17 protein-coding genes are annotated in these 19,528 nt (G+C 64.5%); 3 read left to right on the top strand and 14 right to left on the bottom strand.

Annotated elements, in window-relative coordinates; genetic code table 11:
• Positions 1–21: 21 nt before the first annotated feature.
• From NT151_11815 to NT151_11790, 6 genes are all read right to left on the bottom strand, one after another.
• Positions 22–1,431 (bottom strand): hypothetical protein, encoded by a 1,410-nt coding sequence (locus tag NT151_11815; protein ID MCX6539600.1) that lies wholly within the window; start codon positions 1,429–1,431, stop codon positions 22–24.
• Entirely contained in the window at positions 1,424–1,882 is a 459-nt protein-coding gene (locus tag NT151_11810) for a hypothetical protein (GenBank protein MCX6539599.1), read from the bottom strand. Before NT151_11810 ends, NT151_11815 begins: the two co-directional genes overlap by 8 nt.
• A gap of 487 nt (positions 1,883–2,369) precedes the next feature.
• Entirely contained in the window at positions 2,370–3,764 is a 1,395-nt protein-coding gene (locus NT151_11805) for a phage/plasmid primase, P4 family (protein MCX6539598.1), read from the bottom strand.
• Positions 3,761–4,024: a hypothetical protein gene (locus tag NT151_11800; protein ID MCX6539597.1), complete on the bottom strand. Its 264-nt coding sequence runs from the start codon at positions 4,022–4,024 to the stop codon at positions 3,761–3,763. Before NT151_11800 ends, NT151_11805 begins: the two co-directional genes overlap by 4 nt.
• Before the next feature lie 4 nt (positions 4,025–4,028).
• Positions 4,029–4,460: a helix-turn-helix transcriptional regulator gene (locus NT151_11795; protein ID MCX6539596.1), complete on the bottom strand. Its 432-nt coding sequence runs from the start codon at positions 4,458–4,460 to the stop codon at positions 4,029–4,031.
• A gap of 115 nt (positions 4,461–4,575) precedes the next feature.
• Positions 4,576–5,157, bottom strand: a complete 582-nt coding sequence (locus NT151_11790; GenBank protein ID MCX6539595.1) for a hypothetical protein — start codon at positions 5,155–5,157, stop codon at positions 4,576–4,578.
• A 283-nt stretch (positions 5,158–5,440) separates the two neighbouring features.
• Between NT151_11790 and NT151_11785 the strand changes: the two genes are divergently transcribed.
• On the top strand, positions 5,441–5,992 hold the full coding sequence (locus NT151_11785; protein MCX6539594.1) for a hypothetical protein: 552 nt from the start codon (positions 5,441–5,443) through the stop codon (positions 5,990–5,992).
• Here the strand turns inward: NT151_11785 and NT151_11780 are convergent, their stop codons facing one another.
• Together NT151_11780 and NT151_11775 are read right to left on the bottom strand one after the other, a co-directional pair.
• Complete coding sequence (locus NT151_11780; protein MCX6539593.1) at positions 5,993–6,706, bottom strand: RNA pseudouridine synthase; 714 nt, start codon at positions 6,704–6,706, stop codon at positions 5,993–5,995. It lies immediately after the preceding gene.
• A gap of 10 nt (positions 6,707–6,716) precedes the next feature.
• Positions 6,717–7,619, bottom strand: a complete 903-nt coding sequence (locus NT151_11775) for a trypsin-like serine protease (GenBank protein MCX6539592.1) — start codon at positions 7,617–7,619, stop codon at positions 6,717–6,719.
• Between the two features lie 185 nt (positions 7,620–7,804).
• On the opposite strand from NT151_11775, the gene NT151_11770 reads away from it, so the two are divergent.
• Positions 7,805–10,747 (top strand): insulinase family protein, encoded by a 2,943-nt coding sequence (locus NT151_11770; GenBank protein ID MCX6539591.1) that lies wholly within the window; start codon positions 7,805–7,807, stop codon positions 10,745–10,747.
• Between the two features lie 172 nt (positions 10,748–10,919).
• Here NT151_11770 and NT151_11765 read toward each other — a convergent pair whose 3' ends face one another.
• Positions 10,920–13,490 carry a DUF3516 domain-containing protein gene (locus NT151_11765; GenBank protein ID MCX6539590.1) on the bottom strand — a complete coding sequence of 857 codons (2,571 nt, stop codon included), beginning with the start codon at positions 13,488–13,490 and terminating at the stop codon, positions 10,920–10,922.
• 264 nt (positions 13,491–13,754) lie between these two features.
• Here NT151_11765 and NT151_11760 point away from each other — a divergent pair, with 264 nt between their 5' ends.
• Complete coding sequence (locus NT151_11760) at positions 13,755–14,318, top strand: hypothetical protein (GenBank protein ID MCX6539589.1); 564 nt, start codon at positions 13,755–13,757, stop codon at positions 14,316–14,318.
• On the opposite strand, the gene NT151_11755 is transcribed toward NT151_11760, so the two are convergent.
• The 5 genes from NT151_11755 to NT151_11735 form a co-directional block, all read right to left on the bottom strand.
• Complete coding sequence (locus NT151_11755; GenBank protein MCX6539588.1) at positions 14,283–15,302, bottom strand: 50S ribosomal protein L11 methyltransferase; 1,020 nt, start codon at positions 15,300–15,302, stop codon at positions 14,283–14,285. The genes NT151_11760 and NT151_11755 overlap by 36 nt on opposite strands.
• Positions 15,302–16,447, bottom strand: coding sequence for a molecular chaperone DnaJ (gene dnaJ / locus NT151_11750; protein MCX6539587.1), 1,146 nt, complete (start codon positions 16,445–16,447; stop codon positions 15,302–15,304). Before dnaJ ends, NT151_11755 begins: the two co-directional genes overlap by 1 nt.
• Positions 16,444–16,992: a nucleotide exchange factor GrpE gene (gene grpE, locus NT151_11745; protein MCX6539586.1), complete on the bottom strand. Its 549-nt coding sequence runs from the start codon at positions 16,990–16,992 to the stop codon at positions 16,444–16,446. The genes dnaJ and grpE overlap by 4 nt, the downstream gene beginning before the upstream one ends.
• A 30-nt stretch (positions 16,993–17,022) precedes the next feature.
• Entirely contained in the window at positions 17,023–18,111 is a 1,089-nt protein-coding gene (hrcA, locus tag NT151_11740) for a heat-inducible transcriptional repressor HrcA (protein ID MCX6539585.1), read from the bottom strand.
• Positions 18,112–18,203: 92 nt separating this feature from the next.
• On the bottom strand, positions 18,204–19,526 hold the full coding sequence (locus NT151_11735) for a 5'-deoxyadenosine deaminase (GenBank protein ID MCX6539584.1): 1,323 nt from the start codon (positions 19,524–19,526) through the stop codon (positions 18,204–18,206).
• Between the last annotated feature and the right edge of the window lie 2 nt (positions 19,527–19,528).

The raw sequence follows: 19,528 nt of genomic DNA, 5'->3' as shown, positions 1-19,528 counted from the left end.
AAGACAGGGATGCGCGGGTCTCTAGGCGCTCATCTGTGCTTTCCGCGCCTCGTTTTTCATATAGCTAATCCACCCGTTTTCCGCGCCGGTGAGCGCCACGAGGGCCGCCACCGCGGCCGCGTAGTCGTCATGTTCGCCGTTCATGTGATCAATCTTCCCGCCGCGCCACACGAGGCCCAGGAGCTGCTGTTCAAGCGTCGGCTCGTCTACGAGGATCACTTGATGGCTGTTCAGACGCGGCTCGAGCGCTTCGTACGCTTCGCTCGCCGACAGTTCGGTCGGCGTGTAGCTGACGTTGTGACTGGAAAAGTCCTCGACGAATGTGCGGCCAGCATATCGATCGCCGACCACGTGTGCGACGCGGTACTCAGCCAGCACCCGCGCGAACCGCTCAACGGCCTTCCGCGGATCGAACGGCGGAGGCGGGCCCTGGTTGATGACGAGGTCGACGACGGTACGCCCATCCACGTCCTCATGCCCAATCGCCAGCACGGCGTCGTCATTCGACCCGCCCGACATATCGACGGCGGCCCGATACTCGACGCCTGCCTGCGGCGGACGCACCCGCTCGCCCCGCGTGAAGGCGTCCATGACCGGCTCGGGCTGAAACGCGGAGCCTTCAGGCAGGCCCGGCAAGTTCAGATGCAACCGGCGGTACTTGTGGGCCGGCAGCCGGCGTCGCTGCTGCTCCAGATAGCCCTGGTCCGGCCAGGAGCCCCGAGACGGGTTGGCGCGCGTCTCGGGATCCGCCTCGCTGAAGTTCGGGTCCGTCGTGTAGTCGGCCGCATACCACGAGAAGAGCATCCGCGGGTCCAGCCCTTTGCGGCCCTGGAGCGTCAGGTCGAACAGGGGCACGCCGGGCCGGTGGTAGATGGACGCGTAGCTCGTGATCCACTGCTGCGCGTCGAGCCGCGTCGGGTCAAGTTGCATGGCCTCGAGGATGTCCCACGACCTAAACCCATGGATCTCATCGAAGCCGGCAAACCGGAACGTCTTCCCGTGACTCCCGACCACGTCGCCCGCGGGAAGAATCTCAAGGAACCCTTTCCCATCGTTCCGCTCAATCATCTTCGCGCGCACGGTCAGCCAATCCGCGAGCATCGGGTTGACGTCGACCAACTTCTTAGCGAGCGACAGATCGTCACCCGCCTGGTCCTCATCGTTCGCGAGCAGGTAGCACTCGTACCCCGCAGGTCCTGGGGCCACCAGGGCGTAGAGCGCAGCGAACACCAAGTCAGCGGTCTTCCAGTTCTTCTTGGCCCGGCCACTCAGGATCAGGTTGAACCGCGGGCGCCCGTCCGCGTCGAACGTGTCGAGCGCCAGCTCGAACAAGCGCAGCCGATACGGTTCGATGCGCGGGAAGAGCGGCGCGCGGTCGATCCACTTCAACCGCCGCAAGAAGCCGATCGCCGTCAAGGCCGCCTCAGACATGCGGCGCCTCCTGCGTGATGGCATCCACGATGCCCCGCGCCGACCGCGGCACGCGCCGCAACCCGACGACCTGCAGGTGACGCAAGAGCCGATCGCTGGCGGCCAGCCACACCGTCAACGAGCGCCTGCCCCGGTCCTTCGACGTGAGCGGCCCGCCGCTCTCCACCATCCGGTCGAAGGCGGCATCACGCACGAGGGCGGCCTGTGCGATGCCCTCTGCCGCGATTTGTAGGGCGCGTGGCGCGTCGTCGGGCGTGTGCCCGCTGTCAGCAATCACGGCGCCGACAATCTCGCGCCTGGTGGCGTCCTGTGCCCGCCAGAACTGCGCGCTACGATCACCCACGACCATCGCGGCCGTGTTCCCGGGTAGGAATTGACCATTGAGCGCACTCCGGCCCGCGTCGGGTCCAACCGTGCCAAGCGGAGCGCCGGCTGCCTGGTCGTCGCTCATGCGCCTGCCCTCCAATTTGGGGACAGTCCGGGGACAGTCGACGCGAACAGGCCCGGATTATCGGCCTGATTCTGACGGCCGTGGGATATGGAATCCCGTGCGGGTGTGTGGCTCATGTCGTGAACGTTTCCCGATGACTTTCGACAAACCGATCCAAGTCGCCCGACTCGAAGAACCAACGCCGGCCGATTCGAATAACCGCAATTTCGCCCCTGAAGGCTGCATCTCGGAGGCTCGTGTACGGCAGTCCAAGATCCCGGGCGGCGTCCTTCGCGCTTTGGAGGCGCGGTCTGCCGTTTGTGCGAACTCGATCCGGGCTGGCGGCGAGGGCTTGGAGGCTCATATCTGACGCCCCGTTCTCAGCCCAACCGTGAAGGGTTGTGCAGGGTTTGAGGCTCTTTCTGTAACTTCCCTACGTGAGCACACATATAGAGAAGTTACGAAAACAGGTCCAAACCCTGCATTCATTGGGGAAAACCCTGCACACTTATGCACAGGACACCCCCTGATAGACCATTCCGCCGCGTGTTTTGGATCGCATGAAGCGGTCGACGCACTTCCGTCCAAACGCCGTCGCGGAGAGTCGTTCCTTCTCGCTCAGGCCGGCGCGTTCAGCCCACTGTCGGTAATGCCGAAACAGGTCAGAGGCGCCGACGTCCACGCCAAGCTCGAGACGACACGCCTCATCGAAGAAGCGGGCGAGTGGATCACAGTCGGCACGGTACTCAGCAGTCGCATCGGCAACAGCCGCCGGCACGCCAAGCCCGCGCGTCTGCCATTCCAAGCAACCGCGCACGAGCCAGGCGAGAATCCCTGGCGCTTCGGCCAGGAGCGTGTCTTTCAGTGATCGATCGTCCGCTGTGCCTTCGAAGCGTTGTGTAAACGGCACCTGTCGTAGTCGGCGCCAGAGGCCGTCTGAGTCGTCGCCCACCTTGGGCAGTTCGTTCGTGCTGAGGAACACCTTACAAACCGGACGGAACGTGAATGGGTTCCCGTAGAGGTGCCGGGCAGACACACGTTCGCCGCCCGTGATGTCCTTGAGGCGCGACGAATGGAGCCAGCGGCCAGGTGTGCCCTCAGAGGCTTTGACGAGACGCTTACCGTCGAGACTGGCCACGTCGGCCGGCACGCTTCCCGCGCGGTCTTGCTCGAACGCCGAGAAGGGCACAGTTAACGCGTAGTCGCCCAGGACGCTCTCGATCACGTCCATCAGCGTGCTCTTGCCGTTGCACCCGCGGCCGAAGAGCAGAAAGAACACCTGTTCGCGCATGTCGCCGGTGATGGCGTAGCCAAACGCCCGCCACATGAAATCGGCGACGGCTGGATCCGGAATGACCTCCTTGATGAACCGCTCCCAACGCGGGCACGACGCGTCCGGGTCGAAGCTGAAGCCCGTGCTGAGCGTGATCTTGTCTTCGGGTTTGCCTGGCCGTAGCGTCCCGGTCTCGAGGGACACGACGCCGTTTTCGAAAGCGATCAACCCGCGGTTGTGATCCCAATTGGTGCCATCGTCCGCGAGCGGTGGCAGGTTCTTCGCGAGACTCAGCAAGTTGTCGAGCGCCGCGCGACGGTCGAATTTCAACCAGTGCTCGATCGCCTTTCCTCGCTCAAAGGTGTCCTTGATGTCGAGCGCCTGGCGTTGCTGGCGCCGCGCATGATCGAGCGCGAGTCGGATCACGGCGCCATCGGCATCAGGCTTCCAGTGGTGTTCTGATCTGATGAGCCAGCGGTTCCGGCAATGATCGAAACGCAGACGGTCCTGGACCGCTTCAGTAAAGGATTGCGCGGCGCCGGCTTCGGTCGGAGGGAAACCATCAGAGGCTGTCGCGGCCACCCCCCACCCAATTTGATCGGCCGTCAGGACTTTTCCGCGGCCGCTCATACCGCCCGCCCTGGTGCGGCGTGCGCCGCCGTGTACCGCCGCAATTCCTCGCGCTGGGCAAGAATCGTCACCTTGGCTTGGTCAAATGTTTGGGTGAGGCTGTTCAGCGCGGCGCACGCCGCAAGGGCCAGCTCCCGGTACGCCCGCGCATCGGCGGTCAGTTCGCGCACCTCATCAGTCAGGGACGCCTCAATGGCTGCCAGCTCGCGGATCGTCAGATCCGTCGCCGCCTCCGGTGGGAGGGATATACTCGCCGCCATGACCTCACCCGCGCGCCTGGTGTTTCCTGCGCACGAATCCGGCGGCCTTCTGCAGCGTCGCGCGTCGCGCGGAGCCTGACACGCCGACCGAGGTGAGCACGCGATCAAGGATCTCGATGCTGACCTGGATCGCGAGCGCCACTTCTGGAGCGTCAGACGCCTTGACTAGGTCGGACTCCCGATACATCGCCTTGGCGACTTCGAGCCCGGCGTCGGGGAAGAGCACGGCGACGGACTTGCCGACGAGCGCCGCGAGCGCGGCCTTCTCGTCCGGATCCGGCGCGCGTCTCGCGCCGCGGCAGATTTCGGAAACGCGGCCCTCAGTGATCCCGACATCTTTGGCCGCGGCGCGGTTGGTGATTCCCGCCGCGACGAGCGCAAGCCTGACCGGGCTCGCGACGCGGTCGACCAGTTTCGTGACTTCGCTAGGGTTCATGGCGGCGCCTTATGGAACGCTGCGCTTTGTTGCGCAAGCGCACTTAGGATGCCGCCATGGGGTGAATTTGAAAATAACCGATACGGGCGTGTCTTGCTGGTTATAGTGGCCGGGTTCAGCTCTGACGAAGCCGGCTTGCGAGCCATGAATCAATGTTGCGGCTCAACCAGTCGGCGGCCCGTTTGGCGACGATCGGCGCGCTGCCGTTTGCCAGCTTCGCGTAGGTCTCACCGGCAGCGTGTCTGAAGTAGCAGGTAATCGCCCTGGCAACGTCTTTGTTGTCGCGGCGCTTTCGCGTAGTGGTGCGTATGATGGCACGCCCGACAAGACGCCCTAGAAGCCGGCCGGTCTCGTCATAGACATACAGCCGGGGCTCACTGAAAGCGTTCCACCAGGCGTCGACAACACCGGGCGCGTGAACCTTCTGGCGCCACGGAGCAGAGGGATCCCCGTCGTAGAGCTCACGGGCACCAGCTAGCGCCTCTTCAATCCCGTCCGCGCGGCGTACGTCCCGGCGTCTCTTGTGTGCGCAGTCGGCGGCAATCAGGTCTTTGATTTCGAGAGGCGAGAGAACCTGGCACCGCGCCTCGAGGTCCTCGCGGAACCTCGCGACGAATGCCCTGGAGCGTTCGATCTCGGGCCTAGTCGGAACGACGTGTGGTGGGCCGCCCTTTATCGGGATCTTACGGCGAGCCATGTTGCCCTCAGTCTACGCCGCTTCGCGCGTGTCGGTGTGGATCTTGCTAACCCAATCCCGGGGCCCTCTCCCGGTGGGGACGCCAACAGGAACAGTCCTTGTCCCTTTTGCTGTCCCTGCCGCGTCCGTATTCCTCGTATTTCGGCGCACTCGCCGTATTCGAGCGCGATCCGGCAACCGGCGGTCCCTGTGGCGTTTGCACCTGTTTTCGGCTACTATCTGCCCGATGACCGTCGGATAGAAAGTCCCCATCGTACCGGCCCTCCTCACGAAGGTGACTCTCATGACTACGAGCCTGCGCCGTACTTCCTACCTCTTGATCGGCTTGCTGGTAATGGTGGCAATGAGCAGCGCGGCCTACGCCCAGGACGTGAAGTCCGTGGCGTTGGCGAAGGAACTCGGCCAGTTGCTGGACGCAAAGAAGCTCTCGGCCATTGCGGCGAGAGACACCACTGAGCCCGATTTCTATGTCGCGGCGATGTACTTCACCGGCAGCCAGTTGCTCGTCGTCGGCGCCAAGTATTTGCCGGCGGTGCTGCTTGACGGGAAACTCCTGAAGCGCGAGTACCAGGATGTCTACATCGACCTGAACAGCGCCGCGAAGGCCGGCACCAAAGTGTTCGTGGAGGATGCCGGAGCCGACGGGCTCAAGCCCGACCACGAGAACAACAAGGCCCCCGATTCGCTGGACCAGGGCGGCAAGCAGACGAGATTCGATGAGGACTGGAAGAAGGAGCAGAAGCTGTCGGACGCCGACTATCAGAAACTGTTTACTGATGCCGACAAGCTCTATTGTCGTCTGCTGACCGCGCTGATCGCCGAAGCCAGGAAGTAATCAGCCGGCGGTCCACTCGCGATCGAACCAGCTGACGGTTGCTGCAAGGTCTGGGGCCAGCGGCGCATCGAATTCGAACCGCGTCCCGAGCACCGTCGCGGGCACGATGAGGCGCGTGGCGTGCAGCGCGAGGCGCTGACACGGCGCGTCGGCCAGATCGGTCAGATCGACTCGCCGCCCATACAACGGATCGAACAGCAGCGGCGTTCCAATCGCGCGAAAATGCACGCGCAGTTGATGGTGGCGCCCGGTGCGTGGCCGCGCCCTGACCAGTGCGACCCGCGCGTCCCCTCGATGCCAGCGATCCTCGATGGCGTAGGCGGTCACCGCGTCCCGCAACCCAGGTTCTCCGGGCCTTGCCGGGCGGGTCTTGCCGCGACGCGCCGCATGCAGCGGAATGTCGATCGTGCTTTCTGGCGGATCTGGAACGCCCGCTGTAAGCGCCACGTACGACTTCTCCACCGCGCGGTTCTCGAAGGCCAGACACAGCGCGCGGTGTACGTCGGCCGTTCGCGCGAACACCACCACTCCTGACGCGTCGCGATCGAGTCGGTGCACGACCCAGAGCGGGCATCCGAGTTCCTGCTCGAGAAGGGCCCTCAGGCTGTCGCCTGGCGCCGACGGAGGCGGGGCGGGGACGACGGGCAGGCCAGCGGGCTTGTTGGCGGCGACGACGGTCTGGCCGGCATGAAGGATGGCAGGCGGCGGAATCATCGCGTGGCGATCACTGCAGGGGCTTGGCGGTTGGCACGAGACTGAAGATGAACGACCATATCGTGGCGTCGCTGAGGCGGGCGTAGTCGCTGAGGCCGCTCAGGCAGTCTTTGATTTCCCCGGCTGACGTCACGCCCGCGATGCCCCACGGGCCGCCTTGCCGCAGCTGTAGCAGCAGCGGCCCGCCCGAGTCGCCGCTGCACGTGTTACTGACGTCGCCAGCGAAGTCGGAGTCAATGAAGTTTCCGAGCGATCTGACGATGGTCACTGTGCCCGCGCGCAGAATGCCTTCATTGGCCTGGGTGGCGTCAACCCCGTATCCCGCGATCACGCCCTGCTCGCCGCGGACCGCATCGCGGACGAGCAGCGGGATGGGATTTCGGAGGAGGCTCCCGTCGTCAACGATGACCACGCCAACATCCGGAGACGAGCTGACGTCTTTGTTGTACTCGGGGATCGGCGTGAACGAGTTGGCCACAATCTGTTTGCCACCGAAGCCGCCCAGTAAGATCGTGACCTTTCTGATCTGACCGTCGAGGCAGTGGGCAGCCGTGAGGACGGCATTCGAGGCAATCACCGTCCCCGAGCAGAGCCCATAGGTGTTTCCGCTAACGTAATCGATCCGGACCATGACGACGGGCGAAGTGTCTCCGGAGCAGACCAGGCCATTGATGATGCTCTGAGGCGTGGTCAGAAACCCGCCAATCGCGCCGCACACGAAGGCGGCTGGTGGCGCGGGGGTGGGCGTTGGCGTGGGAGTCGGCGTCGGCGTCGGGGTCGGTGTGGGCGTGGGTGTGGGTGTGGGTGTGACCGGGTTTGACGAACCGCCGCCGCATGTCGTCGCCGTCAGCAACGCGACCATTAGCGCGGCGATTGTCAGTGCGGTCCGGGGGGGCATCACACGTCCTCGCATCGAGCAGGACTCCTTCCAGGCCGCGGCGCCTTCACCGCTGCCAGCCTGTTCACTGTCGTTGTGCCACCCACTGACATCAGTGTAGTGCCGGAGGAGTGGGGCGGCAAGCAGGCGCACCACGGGCTGTTAAAGGTTGTGTGGCAGGGCGCGAGGCGCCAGAATGGGATCAATAGGAAGGCATACCCATGACTGTTCGGAAAATTGCTGGGACCGCGTTGTTTCTGTCAATCGCGCTGGCGGGGCTCTCTCCGGCGGGCCGATCCCTTGCGAGTGCACAGGCGACGCTTCCCCAGGGGCCGGCCCTGTCGGCGCCGCTCACTCAAGCCGTCCCCGTCGATGCTCGAATCACGATCGGCTACCTGCCGAATGGACTCCGGTACTACATCCGGGCCAACGAGCGACCATCTCAACGCGCCGAACTCCGGCTGGTCGTCAACGTCGGGTCCGTCGTCGAGGATAGCGATCAGCTCGGCCTGGCGCACTTCGTCGAGCACATGGCGTTCAACGGCAGCGAGCATTTCCCCAAGCAGGATCTGATCAAGTTCATGGAGTCGATCGGCATGCGGCTCGGCCCCGGCGTGAACGCGGACACCGGGTTCGACGAGACGGTGTACATGCTCCATGTCCCGACCGACAACCCGGAAGCGATGCGCAAGGCGTTCCTGTTCCTCGCTGATGTCGCGCACAGCCTGTCGTTCGACCAGACGGCGATCGACAAGGAACGCGGCGTGATCGTCGAGGAATGGCGGCAGGGACGTGGTGCCGACGCCAGGATGCGGGACCAGCAACTTCCCATGCTGTTGAGAGGGTCACGCTACAGCGAGCGCGTGCCCATTGGCACGCGGGAGAGCATCGAGGGCTTTAAGCCAGAGGCGCTGAAGCGGTTCTACGCGGATTGGTACCGGCCGGATTTGATGGCGGTCATCGCCGTCGGCGACTTCAACAAGTCGGCGGTGGAAGCGCTGATCAAGGCGCAATTCAAAGCGATTCCGGCGCCAGCGCGTCCCAGGCCGCGGGCCTCGTTCGAGGTTCCCGACCACCCGGACACACTCTATGCGGTGGCCACCGACAAGGAAGCGACGATGACCACCGTGGGGGTGTACAACATGCTCCCCCTGCGAGATCAAACGTCCATTGGTGCGTATCGACAGCAACAGGTCGAGCGGCTCTACACGAACATGCTGAACGAACGGTTGGGAGAGTTGACGGTGAAGGCCGATCCGCCGTTCATACGGGCGGCTGTTGGACGCGGCCTGTTCGTTCGCTCGAAGGAAGCCGCGACGTTGATGGCGCTGGTCAAGGAGGATGGCATCGAAAGTGGCGTCCGTGCTCTGGTGACCGAGTCCGCCCGGGCCGCGCGATTCGGATTCACCCCGGCGGAATTGGAGAGAGAGAAACGCGACCTGATGCGGTTGTACGAGGGAGCGTTCGCCGAACGCGACAAAGAGGAGTCCGCGGACCTGGCGGCGGAGTACATCCGGAACTACACGCAGCAGGAACCGCTTCCCGGCATTACCTACGAGTACGGGCTGGTCCAGCGCTTCGTGCCGGACATCACGCTGGAGGAAGTGAACAAGGTCGCGAAGGAGTGGACAGGCGGAAGTCGGGTCGTGCTGGTAAACGCCCCGCAGAAGGCTGGCCTGACCGTGCCGGATGCCGCCAGGCTCGCCGCGGCCATCAAGAGCGCGGCCGAAAAAGACGTCAAGCCCTATGTTGAGGTCGCGGCAAACCAGTCGCTGCTTGATGAGCTGCCCAAGCCGGGCGCGGTCGTCACAACGAAGACGAGGGATGCGTTTGGCGTGACGGAATGGGAGCTCTCCAACGGCGTCAAAGTGGTGCTGAAGCCGACCGAGTTCAAGCAGGACGAAGTGGTCTTCCGCGCCACCAGCCCTGGCGGCACGTCGCTCGCAAGCGACAAGGACTACGTCGCCGCGATGACGGCGACCCAGGTGATTGGGGCCGGTGGCGTTGGCAAGTTCGACGTGATCCAGCTCCGAAACGTCCTGTCGGGCAAGGCCGCGGCGGTGAGGGCATTTATCGACGACACGGAAGAAGGGATGGTCGGCGGCGGCTCTCCGAAGGACCTGGAGACGATGTTCCAGTTGATCTACCTCACCTTCACGCAGCCCCGTGCTGACGCGACCGTCTTCGGCGTCATCACGTCGCAGGCGAAAGTGATGCTGGCAAGCCAACAGGCGAGTCCCGAGTGGGCATTCGGGGAAGCGTTGCGGTCCGCGATGACCCAGAATCACTTCCGGGCGCGTCCCCTCACTCCCGAGTCGGTCGCCGACATGGATCTGCAGAAGTCATTGGCGTTCTACAAGGACCGATTCGCCGACGCCAGCGATTTCACCTTCGTCTTCGCCGGCAGCTACGATCTGGCGGCCATCAAGCCGCTGGTCGAGCGGTATCTTGGCTCGCTGCCGTCGCTGCACCGGAAAGAAACCTGGAAGAACGTCGGCATCACGCCACCGAAAGGCGTCGTGGAAAAGACCGTCAGGAAGGGCATCGAACCGAAGAGCCAGGCCGCCATCGTCTTTACCGGATCATTTCCGTTCGATTCGCCGCACCAGGTGGTGCTCGACGCGCTGGCCGTGGTCCTCGAAACGAGGCTGCGGGAAAGCTTGCGCGAGGCGTTGAGCGGGACCTACGGCGTTCAAGTGGAAGCCAGTGCCTCCAAGATCCCTGACGCGCGCTACAGCATCAACATCGATTTCGGATGCGATCCGGAACGGACCGAGGAACTCGTCAAGACGCTCTTCCGCGAGATCGAGACACTCAAAACCGGCGGGCCGACCGACAAGGAAGTCCGCGATGCGCGAGAGGCGCTTCGCAGGAAGCACGACAGCGACCTGGCTGTGAACAACCGCCTTGTTGGTGAATTGTCGGCCAGATACGAGAACTCAGCGGACATCGCGGAGTTTTTCGAGTTGCCCATGGAGTTCGACAAGCTGACGGTCACCGCAATTCGGGACGCGGCGCGCAGCTATCTCGACACCAACAACTATGTCCGGGTCACGCTGTATCCGGAGAAGCCGCCGAAGGTCACCGTGCCGCAGGAAAGCCTGATCGAGACGCTCGTGGCGGCGTTCTGGCAAGCGACGCCCGCGTGGCAGACGGTCAGATAGGGGGGCTTCAGACGGGATTGGGGATTCGGGGTTCCCGCCTTCGCCGGTGCGTTGCAATCCCGGCTTCGGCGTGGCAGGCGGGATTCGGGTGGGAACCTGGGATCGCCGGGCTCCAGCCCGGCCTCGAGACGTAGTTGCTGTCCGCCGGGTCTTCCGACCCGGCACCGGAGGCTCAGGACTGCGCCAGACGCCCGAGGCGACGCAGCCGAAGCACCGGTCGGTGCGCCTCGCGCGAGGCGGCCAGGTCCACCTCGAATTCCGCCACCCAGTCGTTGACCATCTCCGGGTCGACCAGCATCTGTTCCACGCGCCACGTCTGCTGATCATCGGAGGGCGACACGTACGTGTGCCGGAGGTTCCGGGCCTCCGGATCAAGGCGCAGGCGCTCGTGCTCGACGTGGTAGGCCTCACGCTCTGCGCGCAGGCGTTCGGGCGTCCAGGGCGCACCATCGGCGTCGCGTGGCGAATCGAGAGCGGCAAGCGCGGCCCCATGGTCGTTCATGGACCAGGCGCGGAGGAACGAGAAGATGCGGATCCTGATGGCTGCGGTCAACATCTTCGTGTCGCGTGTGATGTCCTGCTCGGTCGCCTCGGCGCCGGGTGGGCGGAGATCGCCTCCCCGTGGCGCCGTGGCCTCGAGCGACCGGTAGGCGGGATCCCGCAGTTTCTCCCATTCCTCGGCGAGGCTCGAATCCACCTGGCCGACCAGCGTGCGCAGGTACAGTTCCATCTCGCGCACCATGTCCGTCTTCAGGCCGTCGGGGACGGTCTGGCTGAGCACCTTGTAGACACTGTTGAGGTGTCGCAGCAACAGGCCCTCGACGCGTTCGAGGTCGTAATCGAGCACGTACTCGTCGAACGAGCGGAATTGCTCAAACATCTCCCGTGCGATCGACTTGGGCCGGATATTCTCCTCTCCCACCCACGGGTGCCTGTCGGCGAAGGTATTGAAACTCGTGTAGACGAACTCGCGCAGCGGCTTCGGATACTCCAGTTTCTCGAGTTCCTCCATGCGCTGCTCGTATTCGATTCCGTCGGCCTTCATCTGGGCGACGGCCTGGTCCTTGATCTTGTCGAGTTGGCGACGCAGCACGATCTCGGGATTCTCGAGGATGGCCTCGACGAGCGTGAGCAGGTCCAGTGCGTAGTCAGGCGATTCGGGATCGAGCAGCGGGATCGTCTCGACCAGGTACAGCGACAGCGTCTGGTCCATCGAGAAATCGTCCTGCAGATCGACGTTCACGCGAAGCGTTGAACCATCCTCTGTTCTCGGGATGAACTCCACGATGCGCCGTGCCACGAGCGCCCGGAAGAGTTGCCACGCGCGCCGGGTGTGCGCCTTCTTCGCGTCGTTGGATTCGTGGCAATCGCGAATCAGCTGACGCATGGCCCCGCAGCCGTCGCCGCGCCGGCTGAGAACGTTGAGCAGCATGCCGTGCGAGACGTGAAATCGCGAGGTGAGCTGTTCCGGGGCTGAGCCGATGAGCCGCTTGAAGGTGCCGAGGTCCCAGTTGACGAAGTTGTGGTCGGGCGGCTTGCGCTTCGTCACCTTCTTGCCGTCCCGGGCCGCCTTTTCGCCGAGCTTGATGTTCTCGATGACGTGCTCCGGGGCCTGAACCACCACGAAGCCCTGGGTATCAAAACCCTTGCGGCCGGCGCGTCCCGAAATCTGGTGGAAGTCGCGAGCGCTGAGGTGCGCGGTCTTCCGTCCGTCGAACTTGCAGAGCCGCGTGAACAGCACCGTGCGGATGGGGACGTTGATGCCGACGCCCAGGGTGTCGGTACCGCAGATGACCTTGAGCAGACCGCGCTGGGCGAGTTGTTCAACCAGCACGCGGTACTTGGGCAGCAGGCCGGCGTGGTGCAGGCCGATGCCGTGTTTCAGCCACTTGCGGATCTCGGCGCCGTACGGGCTCGTGAATGTGAAGCCGGCGATCTCGTCCGCGATCGCGCTTTTCTCCTCGCGCGTGCAGATCTTCAGGCTCGTGAAATCCTGGGCGCTGCTGGCAGCATCGGCCTGGGTAAAGTGCACGACATAGGCAGGCGTCTTGCCTTCCGCCGCGAGCTTCTCGAGTGTGTGTGCCAATGGGATTTCGGCATAGGCATATTCGAGCGGCACGGGGCGGTCGATGGACTTGACGGTGACGGTGGGCCGACCGGTGAGCGTGGTGAGGGCCTTCTCGAAAGACGAAGTGTCGCCCAGCGTGGCCGACATGAGCAGGAAACGCGCCTGGGGCAGGGTGAGCAGCGGCGTCTGCCACGCGACTCCGCGATCGCGGTCGGCGTACCAGTGAAACTCGTCCATCACGACGGCATCGACCCGGGCGTCAGCCCCCTCACGCAACGCGATGTTGGCGAGCACCTCGGCCGTGCAGCAGAGAATCGGCGCGTCGTGATTGACCGTGGCGTCCCCGGTGCAGAGGCCAACCTGGTCCGGGCCGAACTCACGGCAGAGGCCCATCCACTTCTCGTTGACCAGCGCCTTGATCGGGCAGGTGTAGACCGATCGGTGCCCGCGCGCCAGCGATGCAAAGAGCAGCGCCGAGGCCACCAGCGACTTGCCCGACCCGGTGGGCGTGTTGAGGATGACGTTCTTCTCGCCCAGCAGTTCGAGGATCGCCTCTTCCTGCGCGGGATAGAGGATCAGGGCCTTGTCGGCCGTGTAGTCGAGGAACCGTCCCAGCAGCGCGTCGCTGGACAGATCGCCATCATCAGGCAGAAAGTCGCCAAGGTGTGCGGACATCACTTGTAGTTGTACTTCGAATCAGTGGCGTGGTGCTCGACATGGCAATCGCGCCCGGGTCGGCAGATTCTGCTGTTGGTAGATTCTGCGCACTCTTGCGTCGGTGACCGTATACAATCCGGCCACGCCTCGTCGTGCCCCCGACGCGCCCCTTCGAACGGCATGTCATCCCATTACGCTTGGGACGGCTGCAGCGTATAAGGAGAGAGCGGCGCTGGAGCGTCGCGGGCTGATTACAAGTTGGCCCGCTCCAAGTACACAACCATGAATGCAAAGAGACTGGCAGAACTCGCGTTGAAGGTCTGGGGTGTCACTCACGTCGTGGGCGCGCTCGTCTCGCTCCCGGCGGCTCTGTGGATATTCGGTGCCGTCTCGGCTGGCGATCCTCAAGCCGCATTCGTGCACGCGTCGCGGATCGGCTACGTTGTTGGCCTCACGGTTCAGGTGCTCGCCGGCTTGGCCGTCATGGTGTGGGCAGACAGTATTGTGGCATTGTTCGAATCTGACACCACCCCGCTTCAAGTCGATGCGAGCAGTGCTGAATTGCAGGTCTTGGGCTTTGCGCTGGCTGGCGTGTTCGTCCTCGTGGCTGGCCTGCAGAATGCGGCCGGAACCGCATACGTGTTGCTCAGTAAACCAAAATTCGACGAGACCGGCACCTGGTCATATGTGTGGTCGCGGCAGGGAGAGGCAATGGTCAAGGCCGCGGTACAAATCGTCGCAGGCGCGCTCCTTGTGTTCGGCCGAGAGGCCCTTGTGCGTGGCTGGTCACGGCTGCGAGGCGCGCCAGGATCAGATTCGGTCGACGACTCGGACACCGCGGGCTAGCAAGCGCTTGCAGCCGACGGCGACTGGCGCCACAATGAGGCCAATCCAGCCGTCTTCTTCGGCCTGCCACTCGATGGCCACACGGCTGGCGAACGCCCCGACGACTCCCGTCGCTTCCTCAACGGTGATGCCGCTCAAGATCGCAACGCCACCCGTCCGGCAGAGTGTCAATACCTCATCGACAGAGGAAGCCAGCATCGCACCCGTGAGGTTGGCCAGTACGACGTCTGCCTGCGGCAGTCGTTCGGCTCGGAAATCGGTCTGACGGAAGGCAAGCGCCACGGGATGGCCGTTGAGACCGGCGTTCGTGCGCGCCGAGTTCAGCGCATCAGGATCGACGTCGACCGCCAGCACGGATGACGCTCCGAGCAGGGCCGACGCGATGGCGAGCACACCGGAACCCGTACCAATGTCGAGCACCGCTTGCCCACGCACCTTCACCCGTTGCAGGGCCTGCAGGCATAACCTCGTGGTCGCGTGGTGACCGCTGCCGAATCCCATGCCAGGCTCGATGACGATGGTGATGGTGTCCGGCGCGGGTGCACTGGCCGCACGGTCCCACGGTGGTGCAACGACCACGCCGCCTACCCGGATTGCCTGAATCGCAGCCTGACTTCGACGGGCCCAGTCTTCGTCCGGGACGTCGACTTCATCGATGCGCAGACCCGCCCCGACCAGAGTGTTCAGTGCGCCGGCGACCTGGTCGCGTACGGCCGAGTCTCGGAAACACACGCGCCAGATGTCGTCCGAGTACTCCTCGATGGCGACGATGTCGAAACCGTCGAGGGAGGCCGAGACCTGGTCCTGCAATGGGAGGAACGACTCGGGAGCGGCAACCGCGTCGAGTCCGTCGAGGAAGGCCGAAACCTGGTCCTGTAATGGGACGAACGATTCACGAGCGGCAACCGCCGGGCCGGTGTGGAGTCGATCGGCAGCCGCCTCGTGCGCCGGGAACGTCAGGGTCAGCGCCGGCCAGGATCGCATCAACTGAACAGATCCTTGACGCGACCGAATACGCTACGGTCGTCCGATTCCTGTCCCGGCTTGCGAATTTCGACCTTGTCGGGCGGCAGGACTTTCGCGAGATGTTGCAACGCCGATTTCTGTTCCTTGGTCAGCTTCTTCGGCGTCTTGGCCTGGACGAGCACGTTGAGATCGCCGCGACCCCGGCCGCTGACACTCGGCACGCCCTTGCCTCGGATGCGGAAGACGGTGCCGGCGTCGGTGCCGTCCGGGATTCGGAGCGATTCTTCACCGTCCACGGTCGGGACCGCGATTTCGCCGCCGAGCGCGAGCGTGGAGAAATTGACGGCCACCTCGCAGTAGAGGTCGTCGCCCTCCCGCCTGAAGAACTCGTGCTCCTGGACCTGCACGACGACGTAGAGATCGCCAGCGGGACCGCCCATGGCCCCCGATTCGCCCTCGCTGTAGAGGCGGAGGCGCTGACCGCTCGAGATGCCTGCCGGAATCTTGACCGTCAGCTTGCGGTCCCTGGTGAGATGCCCGGTCCCTCGGCACGAACTGCACGGGTTCGCGATGACGGACCCCGACCCGTTGCATTGCCCGCACGTCCGGGAGACGACGAAGAAGCCCTGCTGGTAGCGAAGCTGCCCGCGGCCCTGGCATTGTGGACAGCGTGTCGGGGCGCTGCCCGCCGCGGCTCCCGATCCCCGGCAACTCTCGCACTGTTCGAGCCGGGGAATTTGGATCGTAGTCTCGACGCCTCGCGCCGCCTCTTCGAAGCTGATCTCGAGGTCGTAGCGCAGGTCCGATCCGCGCTGCGGACCACTGCGGCGGCGGCCGCCGCCAAATATGTCGCCGAATCCGAAGATGTCGCCCAACCCCCCGAAGATGTCTTCGAAGCCCTGGAACACCGACGGATCGAACCCGCCGCCGGTCGCGCCTCCAACGACCGAGTGGCCGAAACGATCGTAGGCGGACCGCTTGTCCCGATCCGCGAGCACCGCGTAGGCCTCGGCGGCTTCCTTGAACTTCTCCTCGGCGGTTTTGTCGCCCGGGTTGCGATCCGGATGGAACTGCAACGCGAGCTTGCGGTACGCGCTCTTGAGTTCCTGTTCGGACGCCGTCCGCTCGACACCGAGTACTTTGTAGTAGTCGCGCTTGCTCACGCCCGCGCCACCTTGACCATCGCTGGTCGAAGCAGGCGTTCGCCGATCATGTAGCCGCGGCTGAATTGATCGACGACTTCGCCATCGCGCCGGTCCGGCGCGTCCTCGGAGACGACGGCCTGATGCAGGTTCGGATCGAAATCCTGGCCGAGGGCGTCGAACGGCGTGACGCCGCGTCGCTTCAACAACTCCAGCATCTGTCGGTAAATGAGATCGACGCCCATGCGGTACGCCTCGGCCTGTTCGCCAATCGCCTCGGCCCTCAGCGCGCGCTCGAGGTCGTCGACGATCGGCAGCATCTCCAGCAGCAGATTGATGACGGTCCGGTCTGCCTGCTCACGGCGTTCGCGCTCGACCCGCCTGCGGTAGTTGTCGAACTCCGCCGACTTGCGCAGGAGCAGGTCGTAGTACTGGTCGCGTTCCTGTTCGAGCGTCTGTTCCCGGGTTGGTGTCTCGCTGCCCGCGACGGCGTCCTGGTCGGAGTTCACCGTCGGTGCAGTGGGCGCGCCGTCAGGCGACGCGCCAGCCTTATCGTGTTCTCTCATGTCGTCTGTCATGGGTCAGTATCTTGGGCGCTACGAACCTGCCGGGGTCTTCTGGCCTGAGGAGACGGTCAGCACACGGGAGACCGCCTGCGCCGCGCCGTCCACCATCGAGATGGCCTTGGCGTAGTGCATGCGCATGGGACCGATCAGGCCGACCGACCCGGTATCCCGTCCATCCGAATACGTGGACGCGACCAGGCTGAACTGACGCAGGTTCGGGTCCGAGTGTTCAGCGCCGATGATGACGGTGAGGCCAGGCGTGTCGATGTACTCGCTCAGCAGCCGAACGAGGCGATGTTTTTCTTCGATCAGGCGGACCAGCACGCCCAGCGCCGCGAGGGTAATGCCGCTGTACGGGGCCGACACTTCGTCGACCAGGGCTGACGTGCCGTCGACAAAGAGCGAGACCTGATGCCCCAGCCCTTCAAACGTCGAACGCGCCAGCCGCAACGCCCGCGCCATCAGCCGGTCGTAGAGGACGCGATCGTGCGACATGCGCTCCAGGACCTGGTCACGGACCGCCGCCAGCGACATGCCGGAGAACTCGATGTTCAGGTAGTTGGCCGCCTGCTCGAGTTCGCCGGCCGCCACTTCGCCTTCGAGTTCGATGACCTTGTGGCTAATCTGGGAATTGCGCGCAACGACGATAACGAACACGCGACCAGCGCCGAGCGACACGAACTCAATGCGCTGGAACTCCGCCGTGCCGGCAGACGGCGTCGTGGCGAATGCGATGTGATGCGAGGCCTGCGAGAGCATGTGCGGCACAGCCGAGATCATCGTGTCGAGGTCCGGTCTGCCGCCAATCCGCTCGAGGACCTGCGCCTCGACCGATGCCGTCGCCCGCGAGGCACGGGGGCGCGTCAGCAGGCTGTCCACATAGATGCGGTAGCCGGCGTCGGTGGGCACGCGGCCCGCCGACGTGTGGGGTTGCCGGACATAGCCCAGCTTCTCGAGCCGTGCGAGGACGTTGCGAATCGTCGCCGACGACAGGCCGAAACCGCCTCGACGCACGAGCACCTGCGAGGCGACCGGTTCGCCCGAGTCGATGTGCTCACGCACCAGCGTCGCGAGGATGCGGCGGGAGCGTTCGTTAAGAGACAGCGCTTCAATGGCCATGGTCGTCGGCACGCAGACAATGAGTGCCCTGCAGCCATTATACCAACGTCGTGCGGAAGACCGGGATGGGGCGAACCTTGACGCAGACAGGCTCAGATTCCGGCCCGTGCCGCAAGGGCTCTGGCCTCGGTTCTGGCCTCTGCGGCAATCTCGGCGGGATCGAGGTGCACCGGAGCGAAGTCGCGCACCAGAACCTGGCCATCCACGATGGTGGCGCGGACGTCGGTCCCCCGTGCCGCGTAGGTCAGCGTGGAGTATGGATCGGGCCCGGGCGTGGTGTGCGGTCGGCTCACGTCCACCACGATCAGATCGGCTCGTTTGCCGACCTCGATGGACCCGATATCAGCCTGCAGTCCCAATGCCTGGGCGCCTCCCCGCGTGGCCATCCAGACCACGTCACGGGCTGGCAAGGCACCCGGCCCCTTCCGCATCGCCTGCATCACGGCCGCGAGGCGCATCTCTTCGAACATGTCGAGGCGGTTGTTGCACGCGGCGCCATCAGCGCCGAGCGACACGCAGATGCCGCGGGCCAGAAGTTCGGCAATCGGGGCCAGGCCGCTGCCCAGTTTCAGATTCGAACCCGGGCAATGGAGCACTTTCACGTCGTATTCGGCCATCAGCGCCTGCTCGTGCTCATCGACCCAGATGCAATGCGCGAGGCACAGTCGCGGGGAGGTGAGACCGATATCCGCGAAGTACTCCAGGTTGCGGCGGCCCGTGAGCCGCTCGACGATGGCAATTTCCGCCTGCTGCTCGGAAGCGTGGGTATGCACCAGGGTCTTCTGGTGTTCCGACAACGACGCCACGGCTTCGAGCAATCCTTGCGAGCAGGACACGGCGAAGCGGGGAGCGAAGGCCGCCCTGAGCCGGCCGTTGGCCTGGCCGTTCCATCGCCGCTGAATATCCAGGCTCTCGTCAATCGACGACTGCGTGTTCTCGAGTAGTCGCTTCGGTACCTGCGCGTCGGCGTCCATCATGCACTTGCCGATCGTCGCCCGCAGGCCCGTGGCCGCCACGGCCTCGAACACCACATCGGTGTCATGGACGGTTTCCATCGTCAGCGCCGTCGTCGTGCCGGTCGACAACAGCTCGCAGGCAGCCAGTCGGGTCGAGGCTCGCAGCGACGCGGGAGTGTGGGCGGCCTCCATCGGCCACACGCGCAGGCGCAGCCAGTCGATCAGCGCGAGATCGTCCGCGAATCCGCGGAACAGCGTCTGGCACAGGTGCAGGTGCGTCTGCACGAAACCGGGCAGCACGAGCGAACCTGATGCATCAATCGTGGTGTCGTGCGGCTCTTGAATCCCGCTGCCGACCGCGGCAATCCGGCCGTCGCGCACCGACACGTCACCACTGACGACGTCCACGGTGTCGTTCATGGTCAGGATGGTGCCGCCGCGGACCAGGATGCTCGACACGA

Source organism: Acidobacteriota bacterium, from assembly GCA_026393675.1.
GTDB lineage: Bacteria > Acidobacteriota > Vicinamibacteria > Vicinamibacterales > JAKQTR01 > JBAXOX01.
Note: the sequence above shows the minus strand (reverse complement) of the source record. Positions and strands in the feature narration are given on the sequence as shown.